Source organism: Helcobacillus massiliensis (assembly GCF_014191425.1).
Lineage (GTDB): Bacteria > Actinomycetota > Actinomycetes > Actinomycetales > Dermabacteraceae > Helcobacillus > Helcobacillus massiliensis.
Window position 1 is genome coordinate 452,721 of record NZ_JACHWP010000001.1, and the last position, 16,910, is coordinate 469,630.

A 16,910-nucleotide genomic window follows, 5' to 3' on the forward strand; every position below is an offset into this window, starting at 1 on the left:
CGGAACAGAAAGAGGCTCCATGTCCTCGCTCAACCTCGCAGTCATCCCCGGCGACGGCATCGGCCAGGAGGTGATCCCCGAAGCGCTCAAGGTCCTGCAGGCCGCGCTCGAGGGCACCGACGTCCAGCTCACCACCGAGGAGTACGACCTCGGTGCTCGCCGCTGGCACGCCACCGGCGAGGCCCTCCCCGACGAGGACATGGAGGCCCTCGCCCAGCACGATGCGATCCTGCTGGGCGCCGTCGGCGACCCCTCCGTCCCCTCCGGCGTCCTGGAGCGGGGCCTGCTGCTGCGCCTGCGCTTCGCCTTCCAGCACTACGTGAACCTGCGACCCACCGTGCTGCTGCCGAACGTTCCCTCCCCGCTCGCCGATCCGGGCGAGGTGGACTTCCTGGTGGTCCGCGAGGGCACCGAAGGGATGTACGTCGGCAACGGCGGCACGATGCGCGAAGGCACGGCCGACGAGGTTGCGACCGAAGTGTCGCTCAACACGGCCCTCGGTGTGGAGCGCGTGGTCCGCTACGCGTTCGAGCAGGCGCAGGCGCGCCGCAAGCGCCTCACGCTGGTGCACAAGCACAACGTGCTGGTGCACGCCGGGCACCTGTGGCGGCGCATCACCGACGAGGTCGGTGCCGAGTACCCCGAGGTCGAGGTCGACTACAAGCACATCGACGCCATGATGATCCACCTGGTGGACTCCCCGTCCCGGTTCGACGTCATCGTCACCGACAACCTCTTCGGCGACATCATCACCGACCTCGCGGGCGCGATCTCCGGCGGCATCGGACTGTCCGCCTCCGGCAACCTCAATCCGTCCGGTGACTTCCCCTCGATGTTCGAACCGGTGCACGGCTCCGCCCCGGACATCGCCGGGCAGGGCATCGCGGACCCGACCGCGGCGATCCTCTCCGCTGCCCTGCTGCTGGACAGCCGGGGCCTGACGGACGCCGCCGAGCGCATCCGCTCCGCCGTGCACGCCGACCTCGCCGCCACCGCGCCCGGCACGCGCTCCACCACCGACGTGGGCGACGCGATCGCCGCCGCAGTCCGCGCCTGACACCATCCGTTCCGCAGGCAGCAATCGCCTCTGCTGCCCGCCCCGCACCAGGGAGCCCGCCATGACCTACACACCGCCCACAGCGCCGCGCCGCACCAGTGACGAGCGCCGCGCCGAGATCCTCGCTGCACCCGGCTTCGGCAACCACTTCACCGACTACATGGCGCATCAGCGCTGGACGGTCGGCGAGGGCTGGAGCAGCGGGGAGGTGCTGCCCTACGGGCCGCTGAACATCGAGCCGGCCAGTGCCGTGCTGCACTACGCGCAGGAGATCTTCGAGGGCCTCAAGGCGTTCCGTCACGCCGACGGCTCCGTGTGGACGTTCCGCCCCGATATGAACGCCCTGCGCTTCCAGCGCTCCGCTGAGCGCCTGGCCCTGCCGCCGCTGTCCACCGAGGACTTCATCGCCAGCCTTGAAGCCGTGGTGCAGGCCGATGAGCCGTGGGTGCCCGGCGGTGGGGAGAAGTCGCTGTACCTGCGTCCGTTCATGTTCGCGAACGAGAACTTCCTGGGGGTGCGCGCCTCCCACACTGTGGACTTCTACACGATCGCCTCACCCGCCGGTGACTACTTCCCGCGCGGCGTGCAGCCGCTGACGGTGTGGATCTCCCCGGACTACGCCCGGGCCGGCCGAGGCGGCACCGGCTTCGCGAAGTGCGGCGGCAACTACGCCTCCTCGCTGGAGGGGAAGAACTCCGCTGTGGGCCAGGGCGCTGACGAGGTGATGTTCCTCGACTCCGAGACCCACACCTTCATCGACGAGCTGTCCGGTATGAACGTGTTCGTGCTCCACAGCGACGGCCGCCTCGTCACCCCGCAGCTCACCGGTTCGATCCTGCCCGGCGTGACCCGCGATTCGATCCTGGAGCTGGCTCCCGACCACGGCCTCACCCCCGTGGAGGAGCGCATCGACATCCATCGGCTCGCTGAGGACATCGCCTCCGGTGAGGTGCTGGAGATGTTCGCCGCCGGCACCGCCGCGGTCATCAACCCGATCGGGAAGCTCGCCTCCGAACAGGGGGAGTGGACCATCGGCGACGGCGGATCGGGCGAGACCACGATGGCGCTGCGTCGCATCCTGACGGACCTGCAGTACGGCCGCATTGCTGACGACCGAGGATGGATGCACCGACTCGTATGATGCACCCATGACTGCCTTCCACATCTACGACACGACCCTGCGCGACGGCTCCCAGCAGGAGGGCCTCAGCCTGTCGGTGCAGGACAAGCTGCGGGTCGCCCGTCTGCTCGACGAGCTCGGCGTCACCTACATCGAAGGCGGCTGGCCGGGCGCGATTCCGCGCGACACCGAGTTCTTCCAGCGCGCCGAGAGGGAGCTGCGGCTGCGTCACGCCCGGCTGGCGGCGTTCGGCGCGACCCGCCGCGCGGACACCGCTGTGGAGGATGACGAGCAGGTGCAGGCGCTGCTGGACTCCGGCGCCGGGACGATCACGATCGTCGCGAAGTCGGATATCCGCCACGTCACCGACGCTCTGCGCACCACGCCGGAGGAGAACCTGGCGATGGTGACGGACACCGTCGGCCATCTGCGGGAGGCGGGCCGCGAGGTCTTCGTGGATGCGGAGCACTTCTTCGACGGCTTCGACTGCGACCCCGACTACGCCACCCGCGTGGTGGCGGCGGCGCTGCGGGCGGGCGCCGCCGTGGTGGTGCTGTGCGACACCAACGGCGGGATGCTGCCCCACCGGGTCACCGAGATCCACGCGGAGCTGCGGGAGCGTCTGGAGGCCGACGGGATCCGGGACCCGCAGCTGGGCGCTCACATGCACAACGACACCGGTTGCGCGATCGCCAACTCCCTTGAGCTGGTGCGCGGCGGTGCGATGCACGTGCAGGGCTGCGTCAACGGCTACGGTGAGCGCACCGGCAACGCCGATCTCATCCCCGTGGTGGCGAACCTGCAGCTGAAGATGGGGCGCGACATCGTGCCGGCGGCCGCGCTGGAGGACGCGACCCGCATCGCCCACGCGATCGGTGAGATTGCGAATATGCCGACTCAGCCGCGCGCACCGTACACCGGGTCGAGCGCGTTCGCCCATAAGGCCGGTCTGCACGCCTCGGCGATCCGGGTGGACCCGGATCTGTATCAGCACATCGATCCGCGCCACATCGGCAATGACATGCGGATGATCATCTCCGATATGGCGGGACGCGCCTCGATCGAGCTGAAGGGCCGGGAGCTCGGCTTCGACCTCGCCGGCAGCAAGGATCTGCTGGCGCGCCTGGCCCGCACTGTGAAGCAGCGGGAGGCGGCCGGGTACAGCTATGAGGCGGCCGATGCGTCGTTTGCGATGCTGCTGATGGATGAGATGCGCGGCGCTCCGTCGTACGCGCAGGTGGAGTCGTGGCGGGCCACGAGCCACCAGTTCCGCGACGGCTCCGTGGAGTCCGAGGCGACGGTGAAGCTGAAGGGCGATGGCCGCTTCGGGCGCGAGGTGACGATCGCTGAGGGCAACGGTCCGGTGCATGCGCTGGACTCGGCGCTGCGCACGGCGCTGTCGCGCAGCTACCCGCAGGTCCTGACGTTCGAGCTGCAGGACTTCAAGGTCCGCATCCTCGACTCCGAGGTGGGCGCGTCGGCGATCACGCGTGTGCTGGTCACCACCGCGATCCCGGGGGAGACGTTCACGACCGTGGGCGTGGGGCCGAACATGATCGAAGCCTCCTGGGAGGCGCTGTTCGATGCCTACAACTACGGCCTGTACCGCCTGGAGCTCGGCTCGATCTGACCGGCTCGGCTCGATCCGGTCATGCGGGGCTCCCGCGCCGGCCGGGTCAGATCGGCTGCTCGAGGGTGCGGTCGATGACGCCCACGAGTCGGTCCATCGATTCCGCGATGACGTCGGGGGAGTGGGTGACGAAGCTGAGCCGGAGCGTCGAGAAGTCGGGGTCCTGCGCGAAGAACGACCAGCCCGGCAGGTACGCCACGCCGGCGTCGCAGGCGTCGGCCAGCATGTCCTGGGCGTTGATGCCGGAGCCGAGCGATGCCCAGAGGAACATGCCGCCCTCCGGGTAGGTGATGTGGGCGCTGTCCGGGAGACGGCCCGAGAGGGCGTCCGCCATGGCGTCGCGACGGTGCCGGTACACGTCGATCACCTGCGCGACGTGTCCCTCGAGGTCTTCGGTCTCCAGGTAGCGGGCCACGGTCAGCTGGTCCACCACGGAGGACTGCATCGAGATCGCTGACTTCGCCACGGCGAGGGTCTGCCCGATGGGGCCTTCGGCGCGGGTCCAGCCGATGCGGACGCCCGGGCTCATCAGCTTCGACATCGAGTTCATCAGCAGCGTCTGCTTCGACAGCCCCGGCAGCGACGCGATCGGCGCAAGCGCCTCACCGGAGAAGCGCAGGTCCCCGTACGGGTCGTCCTCGATGAGGGCGAGGCGGTGGCGCAGCACGATCTCACCGACCTGTTCGCGGCGGGACATCGGCATGGTGCGCCCCGTCGGGTTCTGGAAGCTCGGGATGAGGTACAGCGCGGCGGGGGAGTGCTCGCCGATCGCGGCCTCGAGAGCGTCCGGCAGGACCCCATGGTCATCGCACGGCACCCCGATGATCCGCGCTCCGTGCGCAGCGAACGCCTGCACAGCGGCGAGATAGGTGGGGGACTCCACGAGGATCACATCGCCCTCGTTGAGCAGCGCCTGCGCGGCGATGAACAGGCCCTCCTGGGACCCTGACGTGATCTGCACCTGGTCCGCGGAGGTGGGCAGGAAGCGGGACATCCGTGCCGCGGCCTGTTCGCGCATCTCGGCTTCGCCTTCGGTGACGCCGTACTGCAGGGCGCGCTGTCCCTGATGGGTGAGCACCCAGTCGTAGCAGCGCCGCACCGCGTCGAGGTCGAACAGGGCAGGGTCGGGGATGCCGCCGGCGAAGGAGACGACGTCCGGCCGGGCCGCGAGGGCGAAGATCTCTTTGACGGGGGAGGTGGCGAGGCCGCGGTAGCGGTCTGCGACGGGGAAGTCGAAGGTCACCGGCCGCTCTCCTCGCCGCCCGGGGTGGGCAGGCCGTCGCCGGTGTCGCCGCCCATGAGGTTGCGGCGGGCGCCGATGTCCGGCGCGTTCGGCTCGGGTCCGCGCAGCATGGCGGCGAGGCCGGCGGGCTTCTGCCGGCCGACGGGTGCCGTGCCCTCGCCCGTGCCGTCGGCACCGCCCTGGCCGGCGCTTCCCCGGCCGGGTGCGCAGGCGTTGGAGGGGCCGCGCGGCGTGTCCTTCTCGGTGGTGGCGAAGCGGCGCATCTTCTCAGCGGTGGGGTAGGCGTACACGCCGAGGATCTCGCTGCCGAGCAGGGTGATCGGCAGGATGTCCTCACCGGAGACGTCGATCATGTCCTTGACGTGCTCGCAGGCGGTGAACGCCTCCGGCTGGTCGTCGGTGGAGTAGACCAGGATCGGCAGGCCCTCCGCGCGCAGCTCCTCCACGGTGGTGAGGAACTCGCTGCGCTCCTGGAGGGAACCGTCGGCCTCGGCGCTCTCGCGCCCGGGAATGAAGATTTCGACGTCGTTCATGCGCTCCAGCCTAGTCGCCGGCTCTGATCACGGCGTGCTCAGCGCCAGGGCGCCTTCGCGATGTCCCCGGCGTACTCCATCGACAGGGCGAGCTCCCCGGCCTCATCGGAGGCGTCGACATCGAGCACGGCCTGCAGAACGAAGTCGTTGTTCTCATCGGGGTCCATGACGGTCTGGGTGATCAGCCACTGCTTCGACTCCTTCGTGATCCGCAGCAGGCGCGGATCGCGGGCCTGCGGCTCGATCACGACATGGTCGTACAGGTCATAGAACTCGTCCATGGCCTCGCCCCAGCGGTCAGCGTCCCAGTCGTCGTCACCGAGCTGGCCGAGGTCCTCTTCGCGCTCGAAGGCGAAGTCCTCCACGCGGCGCCACATCGCCTGACGGATCATTGTCTCCACCACCTTCGTCTGGGCCGTGAGGGCGCGCGGGGAGTCGGGCCGGATCTCGTCGGCGCCGTCGTGGCCGTCGCCGTCCTCCGGATGGGCGAGCGCCTCCCATTCGTCCAGCAGGGAGGAGTCCACACCGCGCACGAGCACGCCGAGCCATTCGATGATGTCCTCGACCTCGTCGGTGCGCAGCTCCTGCGGCAGAGTGCGCCTCAGGGTCTGATAGGCGTCCGAGAGGTACCGCAGCACAATGCCCTCGGAGCGGATCAGCTGATACCGGGAGACGAACTCGCTGAATGTGGAACCGGTCTCGAACAGCTCCCGCACGATCGACTTCGGGGAGAGGTCATCCACCGGCACCCAGGGGCGCTGCTTCGCGTAGATCTCCAGCGCCGCCTCCAGCTCCTCCGCCAAGGGCTTCGGCCACGTCACCTCGTCCAGCAGCTGCATCCGCTCCTGGTACTCGACCCCGTCGGCCTTCAGCTCCGCCAGCAGACGGCGCTTCGCGGTGCCCTGCTGGGCGAGCAGGATCTGCCGCGGGTCCTCCAGGATCGCCTCGATCGTGGAGACGGTGTCCATCGTGAGGTCCGGGGAGTCCTCATCAAGGGAGTCGAGGAACGCGATCGCGAACGGCGCCAGCGGCTGGTTCATCTGGAAGTCCAGCTGCAGGTCCTCCACCAGGTGGATGCGGCGGCCCTGGTTGTCGGCGGTGCCGGTGACCTCCACGATCTCCGATTCGGTGAGGCCGCGGAACAGCTCGATGGCGCGGCGCTTCAGGGCGAGCTTCTGCGCCGGTGTCTGGTGGCTCGTCTCGATCAGCTGCCGTGCGTGGGCGGCGGCGCTTCCGGGCCGTGCGATGAGCGCCAGCAGCATCGAGGAGGTGATGCGCATGTGGGCGCGCAGCGGCGCCGGAGGGTTCTCCACCAGTTTCGTCAGGTTCGCCTCGGTCCAGTTGACGGCGCCCTCGGGGACCTTCGCCTTCGGCTCTCTGCGCTTCTTCTTCGCATTGTTCGGTGCCTTCCCCGATTCGGCACGGGCCGCGGCGCGGGCCTTCTGCTTCTCGAACTCGACCGTCCACTCGGGCGCCTGCACCACAACGTGCCCCACCGTGTCGTACCCGGCGCGACCGGCGCGGCCCGCGATCTGGTGGAACTCCCGGGAGTTCAGCAGGCGGGTGGTGCGGCCGTCGAACTTCGCCAGCCCCGTCAGCAGCACGGTGCGGATCGGCACGTTGATGCCCACCCCGAGGGTGTCGGTGCCGGCGATGACTTTCAGCAGCCCGGACTGGGCGAGGCGCTCCACCAGACGCCGGTACTTCGGCAGCATTCCGGCGTGGTGCACCCCGATGCCTTCGCGCACCAGCTTGGAGAGGATCTTCCCGAAGCCGCGCGAGAAGCGGAAGTCCCCGATCAGCTCCCGGATCTGCGCCTTCTCGTCCTTGGTGAGGATGTTCCAGCCCAGCAGGTTCTGCGCCTGCTGCAGCGCGTTCGCCTGCGTGAAGTGGACGATGTAGACGGGGGCGTCGCGGCTCTCGAGGATCTCCCTGATGGTGTCCTCGAGGTCAGTGGTGGCCCACCGGAAGTCCAGCGGCACCGGCCGCGGCGCATCCCAGATGGTGGTGACGGATCGGTGCGTGCGCTTGTTCAGGTCCTCTTCGAAGAAGGCGACGTCACCGAGCGTGGCGCTCATCAGCACGAACTGCGCATCGGTCAGCTCCAGCAGCGGCACCTGCCACGCCCAGCCGCGCTCGGAGTCACCGTAGAAGTGGAACTCGTCCATCACCACCACTCCGATGTCGGAGTCGGCGCCGTCGCGCAGCGCATGGTTGGCGAGGATCTCCGCCGTGCACACGATGATCGGCGCATCATGGTTCACCGCGGCGTCACCGGTCATCATGCCGACCATCTCGGCACCGAACATGGAGACGATCTCGAAGAACTTCTCGCTCACCAGCGCCTTGATGGGCGCCGTGTAGTAGGCGCGCTCCCCGCGGGCCATGGCTGCGAACAGCGCGGAGTACGCGATGGTGGTCTTCCCCGACCCCGTGGGCGTGGCCGCGATGACGTGCTCTCCGGCGGCGATCGCCAGCAGCGCCTCCTCCTGGTGCGGGTAGAGGGTGCGCCCCACGGAGGCCTGGGCCTCGACGAAGGCGTCGACGATCTGGTCCCCACCGGAGGACTCGGGCAGGAAGGAGGCCAGGAGAGAGGTCATGCCCCCATTGTCGCAGGCGGGCTGCGCTCAAGCCCCTCAGGCGGCGGCGATCAGATCATTCCGAGCTTCTCGAACGCCAGCTGCACCCCGTGACCGGACGGGCCGGGCACCAGCCAGTCGGACGCATCGATGACGTACTGCGGCGATCCTTCGATGCCCACCCCGGTGCCGGCGGTCCTCAGCATCTTCTCGTCGTTCGCGCCGTCGCCGATGCCGACGGTCGTCGACATCTCCATCCCCAGATGGTCCGCCACGAACCGCACGCCATCGGCCTTGTCGATCCGCGCCAGATGGATCTCACCGGAGGCGAGATCATTGGAGTCCAGTGAGTTCGGCAGTGCGTTCAGCTCCTCGGACATGTCCGCGGCGATCTCGGCGATGGGTCGGCGGCAGCCGAACACCGCGATCTTCGTGATCCGCGGAGTGCGGTCCGTCGGCATGGGGGTGATGTCGCGGATGATGTCGATGGGGCCGTTGCCGATCGAACCGGGCTGCGCTTTCGGCAGGTCCTTCTGCACGGAGCGGATGTAGGAGGTGTAGGCCTCCATCTGATCCGCCGGTACGTGCAGACCGGAGGAGGACTCAGCGACATAGCCGATCCCCTCGGACTGGAGCACATCCACCGCCCGCTCCGCCATCGGAGGCGGGAACGCCTCATCCAGCAGCACTTCGCCGTTCATACGGACATAGGCGCCGGCGGACAGGACGACGCCGTCGAACAGCTCCTCCACCTCGGGCAGCACCATGCCGAGGGGGCGGCCGGTGCACAGGAAGATCAGGTGGCCATGGGCACGGGCGCGGGCGATCGCGTCGATGTGCGCGGGCGGGATGACGCCGTGGTCGGCGAGGGTTCCGTCGAAATCGATGAAGACGGCGCGGCGGTCGGTCACGCGCACTCCTTGGATGGGGGCTGGGCTGGACACCGCCAGCCTATCGGGAGCGGTGCGCGCCGGAGCCCAGGCGGTGCGCATCCTCCTCGGAGCCCGCCGCGATCAGCGGATCCAGGTGCTCCAGGATCCGTCGGCGCAGCTGCTGCGCCCCCTGAGCCAGCTCCTTCTGGCGGCGCACGTACTCCGCCTTCCCCTCCGGGGTCTCGATCGCGACCACCCCGTAGCCGAGCGGCCGCACGTCATACGGGGAGGCCTCCATATCGAGCAAACGGGTGCTGCGGGCATGCTCGAAGCAGTCCAGCACGAGGCTGCTCGGCACCAGCGGCACCAGCTTCGCCGCCCACTTGTACAGGTCCATCCCCACGTGCAGACACGCCGGGTTGTCGCGCTGCACCTGGGTCGCCCGCGTGGGCTCCATCGAATTGCGCGGGACGGCTTGCGGCGTGAAGAACCGGAACGCGTCGATGTGGGAGCACACCAGCTGGTTCGCCTCCACCACCCGGTCCGTCTCAGCCTGGCCGAGGCGCAGCGGCAGATCCTCGTGCCGCTGCTGACCCGGCTGCAGCCGGTACACCATCGCCCATTCGTGCAGCCCGAAGCAGGAGAGGTTCGCCGGCCGCACCCCGAGCTGCGAGCGGGTCAGGAGCCGATGCATGAAGCGCACTGCGTCGGCCCGCTTCGCGAGGAAGCCGGCGACGTCGGCGCGGCGCACGGCAACCCCGCCGGCGGGGGAGCGGGAGTCGATGTAGTGCCGACGGGTTCCGTCCTCCACCACGTCCCCGACCCCGGCCAGATCCCGGTCCGCGTCGGCCTCGTAGCCGACTCTCCACCCCGGGTGCCACCGCCGGAGGAACGCGGGGGAGAAGGGGTAGTAGGTGTGCAGGAAGTCCTCCACCGGGTGCTTCTCATGTCGGGCCCGGCGCTCGCGGTGAGCGGCCGTCAGCGCATCGGCGCGCCCTTCGTGCCGAGAGCGCTCAGCGGCCGCCTCCTGGGCGGTGAGAACAGCGGTGAGATCCATGCGCCCCAGTGTACGGACGGGGGCCGACGGGGCCGCCGGAGCACGGGGCCTAGACTGGAGGCATGCGCATTGCACGATTCACCGACGGCTCTGACCCGATGTTCGGCATCGTCCAGGAGAAGGACGGCGTCGACATGGTCTACGGCCTCGCCGGAGACCCCCTGTTCACCGAGATCACGCCCAACGGCGTGATTCGACCGCTGGAGGACGTGCGACTGCTGTCCCCGGTGATCCCGCGCTCGAAGGTGGTGTGCGTGGGCAAGAACTATGCGCAGCACGCGAAGGAGATGGGCGGGGAGGCGCCCGAGCAGCCGCTGCTGTTCATGAAGCCGAACACCGCCGTGATCGGTCCGATGGAGCCGATGTTCATCCCCACCTATTCCAGTGAGGTGTCCCTCGAGGCGGAGCTCGCCGTGGTCATCAAGCAGATGGCGAAGAACGTCGATGCGTCCGCCGCGGCGGGCGTAGTCTTCGGCTATACCTGCGGCAACGACTTCACCGCCCGGGACTCCCAGCGCGAGGAGGACCAGTGGTTCCGCGCTAAGGCGTTCGACACCTCCTGTGCGCTCGGCCCGTGGATCGAGACGGACCTGGACCCGTCGGCCCTCGCGATCGGCTCCGAGGTCAACGGCGAGGCGCAGCAGGACGGCACCACCGCGGACATGATCCACCCGGTCGCGGACATCATCGCCGAGGTCTCCCGCGTCACCACCCTGCTGCCCGGTGACGTCATCCTCACCGGCACCCCCGCCGGGGTGGCCCAGGTGGCCGACGGGGACCGCGTCACCGTCCGGATCCAGGGCATCGGTGAGCTCACCACACCCATCAGCAGCGCCGCGACCCTCTGACACCCTTCCCACCCACAACTCTCCGAGGAGACACACCCGTGACAACCGAGACCGCACCGCAGAGCGCCGACGAGATCCGCGTCCGGTTCTGTCCGTCGCCCACCGGCACCCCGCACGTGGGCCTGGTCCGCACCGCCCTGTTCAACTGGGGCTACGCCCGCCACATGGGCGGAAAGCTGGTGTTCCGCATCGAGGACACCGACCAGGCGCGCGACAGCGAAGAGTCCTATCTGCAGCTGCTGGACGCCATGCGCTGGCTCGGCATCGACTGGGACGAAGGCGTCGAGGTGGGCGGTCCGCACGGCCCGTACCGTCAGTCGCAGCGCGGTGAGATCTACCAGGACGTGATCGAGAAGCTGAAGGAGGGCGGCTTCATCTACGAGTCGTTCTCCACCGCGGAGGAGATCCAGCAGCGCCACGTGGACGCCGGCCGTCCGAAGGAGTCCGGCTACGACGGCTTCGACCGCGACCTCACCGAGGAGCAGAAGCAGGCGTTCCGCGACGAGGGCCGCGAACCGGTGTGGCGCCTGCGCATGCCGGATGAGGACATCACGTTCACCGATGTGGTGCGCGGCGAGATCACCTTCAAGGCGGGCTCCACCCCGGACTACGTGGTGGTGCGTGCGAACGGCCAGCCGCTGTACCCGCTGGTCAACCCGGTGGACGATGCCCTGATGGACATCACCCATGTGCTGCGCGGAGAGGACCTGCTGTCCTCCACGCCGCGGCAGATCGCGCTGTACCGCGCGCTGATGGCCGTCGGCGTCGCCAAGCGCATCCCCGAGTTCGGCCACCTGCCGTACGTCATGGGGGAGGGGAACAAGAAGCTCTCCAAGCGCGACCCGCAGGCCGACCTCTTCCTCTACCGCGAGGACGGCTTCATCCCCGAGGGCATGGTCAACTACCTGGCGCTGCTCGGCTGGGGCTACTCCGCGGACGAGGACATCTTCACCCGCGAGCAGTTCGTCGAGAAGTTCGACGTCCACGACGTCAACCCCAACCCGGCCCGCGTGGACATCAAGAAGGCGAAGGCCATCAACGCCGACCACATGCGGATGCTGGATGAGGACGAATTCACCGCCCGTATGATCCCGTACCTCGAGAAGGCGGAGGTCACCTCCGTGCCGATCACCGAGGAGGAGCTGGACCTGCTCAAGCGCGCCACCCCGCTGGCGCAGCCGCGCATGAACCTCCTCTCCGAGGCGCCCGAGCTGCTCGCGTTCCTCTTCACGGCCGACGAGGACCTGGAGATCCAGCCGGACGCGCTGAAGAAGCTCGGCGATGACCCCGCTGCCGTGGTGCAGCGCGCCATCGACGACATCGAGCACCTCGGCGACTCCGACTTCACCCCGGAGAAGCTGGAGGAGACGCTGCGCGCCTCGATCATCGACGAGATGGGCATCAAGCCGCGCCTCGCCTTCGGTCCGCTGCGCTCCGCCGTCTCGGGCCGACGGGTCTCCCCGCCGCTGTTCGAGTCCATGGATCTGCTGGGCAGGGAGTCCACACTGGCGCGCCTGCGCAGCTTCCTGACGGTGCTGGCGGAGCAGCCTGACCAGGCCTGATTCCTGGTGGCGCGGCCGGCGGACGTTGGCCGCGCCACACTTCTCCGCCTCGGATTGGCATGGTCCCCAGGGGGCATGTAATGTTGTATTCCGTTGCAGGGAAGACCTCCGTAAGGAGATCAGAACTGACCATCCTTGGGGTATGGTGTAATTGGCAACACGGCTGATTCTGGTTCAGTTGTTCTAGGTTCGAATCCTGGTACCCCAGCGATCTGCACTTCGGTGCGGAACACGGCAGAGATGCCGAGGCCCCGTTCGTCTAGCGGCCTAGGACGCCGCCCTCTCACGGCGGTAACACCGGTTCAAATCCGGTACGGGGTACAGGGAATCGCAATCATCCATCAGTCTCGATGGGTGAGCGCTGTTCCAAGGCCCCGTTCGTCTAGCGGCCTAGGACGTCGCCCTCTCACGGCGGTAACACCGGTTCAAATCCGGTACGGGGTACACGGTAGGAAGAGCCGGGACCATCATGGTCCCGGCTCTTTCGTCATGCCCGTAGACTGGAGGCACATCAGCAGCTCGGACGAAGGAGACGGACATGACAGGCGGAATCGGGCGCATCATCGTCGGCATCGGTGACACGGAGGAAGCGGACAAGGCGATCCGCTGGGCCGCCCAGCACGCGGTTCTCACCGGCCGTCCCCTGCACCTCGTGCACGCCTTCGTCTGGCCCCTCATGGGCGTGGACGTCGACCCGGTCCCCGGTGTGAGCGGCTCCGGCCTGAAGGCGTCCGCGGATCGGCTCGTCGAGGAGGCGATCGCCGTTGCGCGCGATGAAGCGCCCGACGCGATGGTCACCGGTGAGGTCGTGGACGGCCGGGCCCTCGACGTGCTGCTGTCGGTGCAGAGGCCGAACGACACCATCGTGGTGGGCTCGCGCGGCCTCGGGCGCTTCCTTGCCCTCATCGTCGGCTCCACCTCGCTCGCGCTGATCGCCCGCGCGAGCGCGAACGTCGTGGTGGTCCGCGGCAGCATCGACGACGGCCCCATCGCCGCGTTCTACGACGGCCAGGAGTCCTTCGAGCAGATCGTCACCCGAGCTGCCCGCCTGGCGGAGCTGCACCGAACCTCGCTGCGGGTGTACCCGTCGATCGCGATCCCGCACGCCGAATGGCCGAGGGTGCTGGAGGAGGCGAAGCGGATCGTCGCCCGCCATCATGAGGATGTGGAGGTCGATATGACTCCCTACACCGAGGACCACAGTGCGAAGGCCCTGATCCAGCGCGCCGAGGGCACTCGGATGATCGTCGCCGCTGCGCGCACGCAGGGCGAGGAGCGGCGTTCCGCAGCACCGACCACGGTGTCGCTGCTGCAGTACGCCCACACGCCGGTCTGGCTCGAGCGGGTCTGAGACCTGCCCGGTCTCAGCCGGCGGCGCGGCGCAGCACCTCGGTGAGGTGGTTCGCGCTCGCAATCACAGCCTGAGCGTGCAGCCGCCCCGGCTGGCGAGTCATCCGGTCCAGCGGTCCGGAGATCGACAGGGCCGCCACGACCCGGCCGTTCGGGCCGCGCACGGGCGCGGAGACCGAGCTGACGCCCGCTTCGCGCTCGCCGACGGACTGCGCCCAGCCGCGCCGGCGCACTGCCGAGAGCATGGTCGCCGTGAACCGCGCGCCGTGCAGGCCGCGGTGCAGGCGATCGGGCTCCTCCCACGCGAGGAGGATCTGGGCGGCGCTGCCCGCCTTCATCGTGAGCGTGGCCCCGAGGGGGACGGAGTCGCGCAGTCCGATGGGGCGCTCTGCAGCGGCCACGCAGATGCGGTGCTCGCCCTGGCGGCGGTAGAGCTGTGCGGATTCGCCCGTGTGGTCGCGAAGCGACGCGAGAACGGGGCCTGCAGCGGCGAGCAGGCGGTCCTCGCCGGCGGCTGCGGAGAGCTCCGTCAGGCGCGGGCCGAGGATGAAGCGGCCCTGCATGTCGCGGGCCACGAGGCGATGGTGTTCGAGCGCCACGGCGAGGCGGTGCGCCGTCGGTCGGGCGAGGTCGGTCGAGGTGACGAGCTGCGCGAGCGTGGCGGGGCCGGCCTCGAGCGCCCCGAGCACGGCGGCGGCTTTGTCGAGAACGCCGACGCCGCTTCCCTGATCTTCTTTCGCGTTGTTCATGACCTAAGACTGCCGTCTTAGCCGTTGAGACGCAAGTGCGACTCGTCCCGAACCTCGAAATAGTTGGTCCGAATTCCGAAACAGGTGGGCCTTCATCCGAGGCCCGAGCCGACGCAGCAAGGAGCCCGCACCATGGCGCGCACTCTCGCAGAGAAGGTCTGGCAGGACCATGTGGTCCGCCGCGGAACCGACGGCGAACCCGACCTCCTCTACATCGACCTGCAGCTGATCCACGAGGTCACCAGCCCGCAGGCGTTCGACGGACTCCGCCAGGAGGGTCGCACCCTGCGTCGGGTCGACCAGACGATCGCCACCGAGGACCACAACACCCCGACGATCGACATCGACAAACCCATCGCGGACATCACCAGCCGCACCCAGATCAACACCCTGCGCCGCAACGCCGAGGAGTTCGGCGTGCGCATCCATCCCCTCGGAGACGCCGATCAGGGCATCGTCCACGTGGTGGGCCCGCAGCTCGGCCTCACCATGCCCGGCATCACCGTGGTGTGCGGCGACTCCCACACCTCCACCCACGGCGCGTTCGGCGCCCTCGCCTTCGGCATCGGCACCTCCGAGGTGGAGCACGTGATGGCCACCCAGACGCTGCCGCTGAAGCCGTTCAAGACGATGGCGATCACCGTCAACGGGTCGCTGAAGCCCGGCGTCACCGCGAAGGACATCATCCTCGCCGTGATCGCGAAGATCGGCACCGGCGGCGGCGCCGGGTACGTGCTGGAGTACCGGGGCGAGGCGATCCGCGCCCTCTCGATGGAGGGCCGCATGACGATCTGCAACATGTCGATCGAGGCCGGTGCCCGTGCCGGCATGATCGCCCCGGATGAGACCACGTTCGAGTACGTCAAAGGGCGCCCGCACGCGCCGCAGGGCAAGGACTGGGACGACGCCGTCGCGTACTGGCGCACTCTGCCCACCGATGAGGGCGCCGAGTTCGATGCCGAGGTCGTCATCGACGCCGATGAGCTGGAGCCGTTCGTCACCTGGGGCACGAACCCGGGACAGGGGCTGCCGCTGTCCGCGACCGTTCCCGCGCCCGAGGACTTCACCAATGACATCGACCGCGAAGCCGCGGAATCGGCGCTGCGGTACATGGACCTCGTGCCGGGTCAGAAGCTCAAGGACATCCGCGTGGACACCGTGTTCATGGGCTCGTGCACCAACGGCCGCATCGAGGACCTGCGGGCGTTCGCCGAGGTCATCAAGGGGCAGAAGAAGCACCCCGAGGTGCGCGTCATGGTGGTGCCCGGCTCGGCACGGGTGCGCATCCAGGCTGAGCAGGAGGGCCTCGGCGACGTGTTCGATGCGTTCGGCGCCGAATGGCGCCAGGCCGGATGTTCCATGTGCCTGGGCATGAACCCGGACCAGCTGAAGCCGGGGGAGCGCTCCGCCTCCACCTCGAACCGCAACTTCGAAGGACGCCAGGGCAAGGGCGGCCGCACCCACCTGGTGTCGCCGGTCGTCGCCGCCGCGACCGCGGTCCGCGGCACCCTCAGCTCGCCCGCCGACCTCATCTGACCCGATCCACCGCCAGCACCCGTCGGCCCCATCTGCACCCGCAGGCCCCACCGACGGCGGCCGCGCCCCAAAGGAGACCACCTCATGGAGAAGTTCACCACCCACACCGGCATCGGCGTGCCGCTGCGCCGCTCGAACGTCGACACCGATCAGATCATCCCCGCCGTGTTCCTCAAGCGCGTCACCAAGACCGGGTTCGACGACGGCCTGTTCAGCGTGTGGCGCAGCGACCCCGAGTTCGTCCTCAACCAGGAGCCGTACACGAGGGGCAGCGTGCTCGTCGCCGGCCCCGACTTCGGCACCGGCTCCTCTCGTGAGCACGCCGTGTGGGCGCTGCGCGACTACGGCTTCGCCGCGGTCCTCTCCTCCCGCTTCGCGGACATCTTCCGCGGCAACGCCGGCAAACAGGGCCTCGTGGCCGCGCAGCTGGCACCGGAGGACATCGAGCAGATCCAGAAGAAGCTGGAGAACGAACCGGGTACGGAGATCACCGTGGACCTGGTGGAGCGCCGCGTCGAATGCGGCGACCTCACCTTCGGCTTCGAGATCGACGACTACACCCGCTGGCGTCTCATGGAGGGCCTGGACGACATCGGCCTGACGATGCGCTATGAGGCCGATATCGCAGCGTTCGAGGAGAAGCGCCCGAGCTGGATGCCGAGAACCCTTCCGGCCCGCACCGCCGGCTGATCCTCGCGTCACCTCGCCCGGGCGGCATCCGGGCTGCTCCGGTATGGTGGGCCGGTCACCGGTTCGTCCGCGAACCGCCCCAGA

The 16,910-nt window shown here is 68.8% G+C and carries 14 protein-coding genes and 3 tRNA genes; 11 read left to right on the forward strand and 6 right to left on the reverse strand.

The genetic code is table 11. The features are described from left to right. The first annotated feature begins 19 nt into the window (after positions 1-19). The 3 genes from FHX50_RS02070 (at position 20) to cimA (ending at position 3,807) form a co-directional block, all read left to right on the forward strand. Positions 20-1,057 (forward strand): 3-isopropylmalate dehydrogenase, encoded by a 1,038-nt coding sequence (locus tag FHX50_RS02070; RefSeq protein ID WP_183373989.1) that lies wholly within the window; start codon positions 20-22, stop codon positions 1,055-1,057. A gap of 61 nt (positions 1,058-1,118) precedes the next feature. Further along, a complete protein-coding gene (locus FHX50_RS02075) occupies positions 1,119-2,198 on the forward strand; it encodes a branched-chain amino acid aminotransferase (protein ID WP_183373991.1) in 1,080 nt (359 codons plus the stop codon). A 7-nt stretch (positions 2,199-2,205) separates the two neighbouring features. Beyond that, positions 2,206-3,807, forward strand: a complete 1,602-nt coding sequence (gene cimA / locus FHX50_RS02080; protein WP_183373993.1) for a citramalate synthase — start codon at positions 2,206-2,208, stop codon at positions 3,805-3,807. A 46-nt stretch (positions 3,808-3,853) separates the two neighbouring features. On the opposite strand, the gene FHX50_RS02085 is transcribed toward cimA, so the two are convergent. From FHX50_RS02085 to FHX50_RS02105, 5 genes are read right to left on the reverse strand one after another with little or no spacing between them, the layout of a single operon-like run. Then, positions 3,854-5,050: an aminotransferase class I/II-fold pyridoxal phosphate-dependent enzyme gene (locus FHX50_RS02085; RefSeq protein WP_183373995.1), complete on the reverse strand. Its 1,197-nt coding sequence runs from the start codon at positions 5,048-5,050 to the stop codon at positions 3,854-3,856. Further along, positions 5,047-5,583 carry an arsenic metallochaperone ArsD family protein gene (locus FHX50_RS11990; RefSeq protein WP_183373997.1) on the reverse strand — a complete coding sequence of 179 codons (537 nt, stop codon included), beginning with the start codon at positions 5,581-5,583 and terminating at the stop codon, positions 5,047-5,049. The genes FHX50_RS02085 and FHX50_RS11990 overlap by 4 nt, the downstream gene beginning before the upstream one ends. A 38-nt stretch (positions 5,584-5,621) precedes the next feature. Continuing rightward, entirely contained in the window at positions 5,622-8,183 is a 2,562-nt protein-coding gene (locus tag FHX50_RS02095; RefSeq protein ID WP_183373999.1) for a DEAD/DEAH box helicase, read from the reverse strand. A 50-nt stretch (positions 8,184-8,233) separates the two neighbouring features. Beyond that, a complete protein-coding gene (locus FHX50_RS02100) occupies positions 8,234-9,073 on the reverse strand; it encodes an HAD hydrolase family protein (protein WP_183374001.1) in 840 nt (279 codons plus the stop codon). A gap of 40 nt (positions 9,074-9,113) precedes the next feature. Further along, positions 9,114-10,091, reverse strand: a complete 978-nt coding sequence (locus tag FHX50_RS02105) for a 3-methyladenine DNA glycosylase (protein ID WP_183374003.1) — start codon at positions 10,089-10,091, stop codon at positions 9,114-9,116. A 62-nt stretch (positions 10,092-10,153) separates the two neighbouring features. Between FHX50_RS02105 and FHX50_RS02110 the strand changes: the two genes are divergently transcribed. From FHX50_RS02110 to FHX50_RS02135, 6 genes are all read left to right on the forward strand, one after another. Then, the gene (locus tag FHX50_RS02110; RefSeq protein WP_183374005.1) at positions 10,154-10,939 is read left to right on the forward strand and encodes a fumarylacetoacetate hydrolase family protein; all 786 of its coding nucleotides are present in this window, start codon (positions 10,154-10,156) and stop codon (positions 10,937-10,939) included. A 38-nt stretch (positions 10,940-10,977) separates the two neighbouring features. Beyond that, a complete protein-coding gene (gltX, locus tag FHX50_RS02115) occupies positions 10,978-12,501 on the forward strand; it encodes a glutamate--tRNA ligase (RefSeq protein ID WP_183374007.1) in 1,524 nt (507 codons plus the stop codon). A 136-nt stretch (positions 12,502-12,637) separates the two neighbouring features. Further along, positions 12,638-12,709, forward strand: a tRNA-Gln gene (locus FHX50_RS02120). Positions 12,710-12,749: 40 nt separating this feature from the next. Continuing rightward, a tRNA-Glu gene (locus FHX50_RS02125) sits at positions 12,750-12,822 on the forward strand. A 50-nt stretch (positions 12,823-12,872) separates the two neighbouring features. Next, positions 12,873-12,945, forward strand: a tRNA-Glu gene (locus FHX50_RS02130). A gap of 94 nt (positions 12,946-13,039) precedes the next feature. Beyond that, positions 13,040-13,852, forward strand: coding sequence for a universal stress protein (locus tag FHX50_RS02135; RefSeq protein WP_183374009.1), 813 nt, complete (start codon positions 13,040-13,042; stop codon positions 13,850-13,852). A 13-nt stretch (positions 13,853-13,865) separates the two neighbouring features. On the opposite strand, the gene FHX50_RS02140 is transcribed toward FHX50_RS02135, so the two are convergent. Continuing rightward, positions 13,866-14,600, reverse strand: coding sequence for an IclR family transcriptional regulator (locus FHX50_RS02140; protein ID WP_183374011.1), 735 nt, complete (start codon positions 14,598-14,600; stop codon positions 13,866-13,868). Between the two features lie 132 nt (positions 14,601-14,732). Here FHX50_RS02140 and leuC point away from each other — a divergent pair, with 132 nt between their 5' ends. Together leuC and leuD are read left to right on the forward strand one after the other, a co-directional pair. Continuing rightward, positions 14,733-16,136, forward strand: a complete 1,404-nt coding sequence (gene leuC / locus FHX50_RS02145) for a 3-isopropylmalate dehydratase large subunit (RefSeq protein WP_183374013.1) — start codon at positions 14,733-14,735, stop codon at positions 16,134-16,136. 84 nt (positions 16,137-16,220) lie between these two features. Continuing rightward, positions 16,221-16,826 (forward strand): 3-isopropylmalate dehydratase small subunit, encoded by a 606-nt coding sequence (gene leuD, locus FHX50_RS02150; RefSeq protein WP_183374015.1) that lies wholly within the window; start codon positions 16,221-16,223, stop codon positions 16,824-16,826. Positions 16,827-16,910 lie beyond the last annotated feature (84 nt).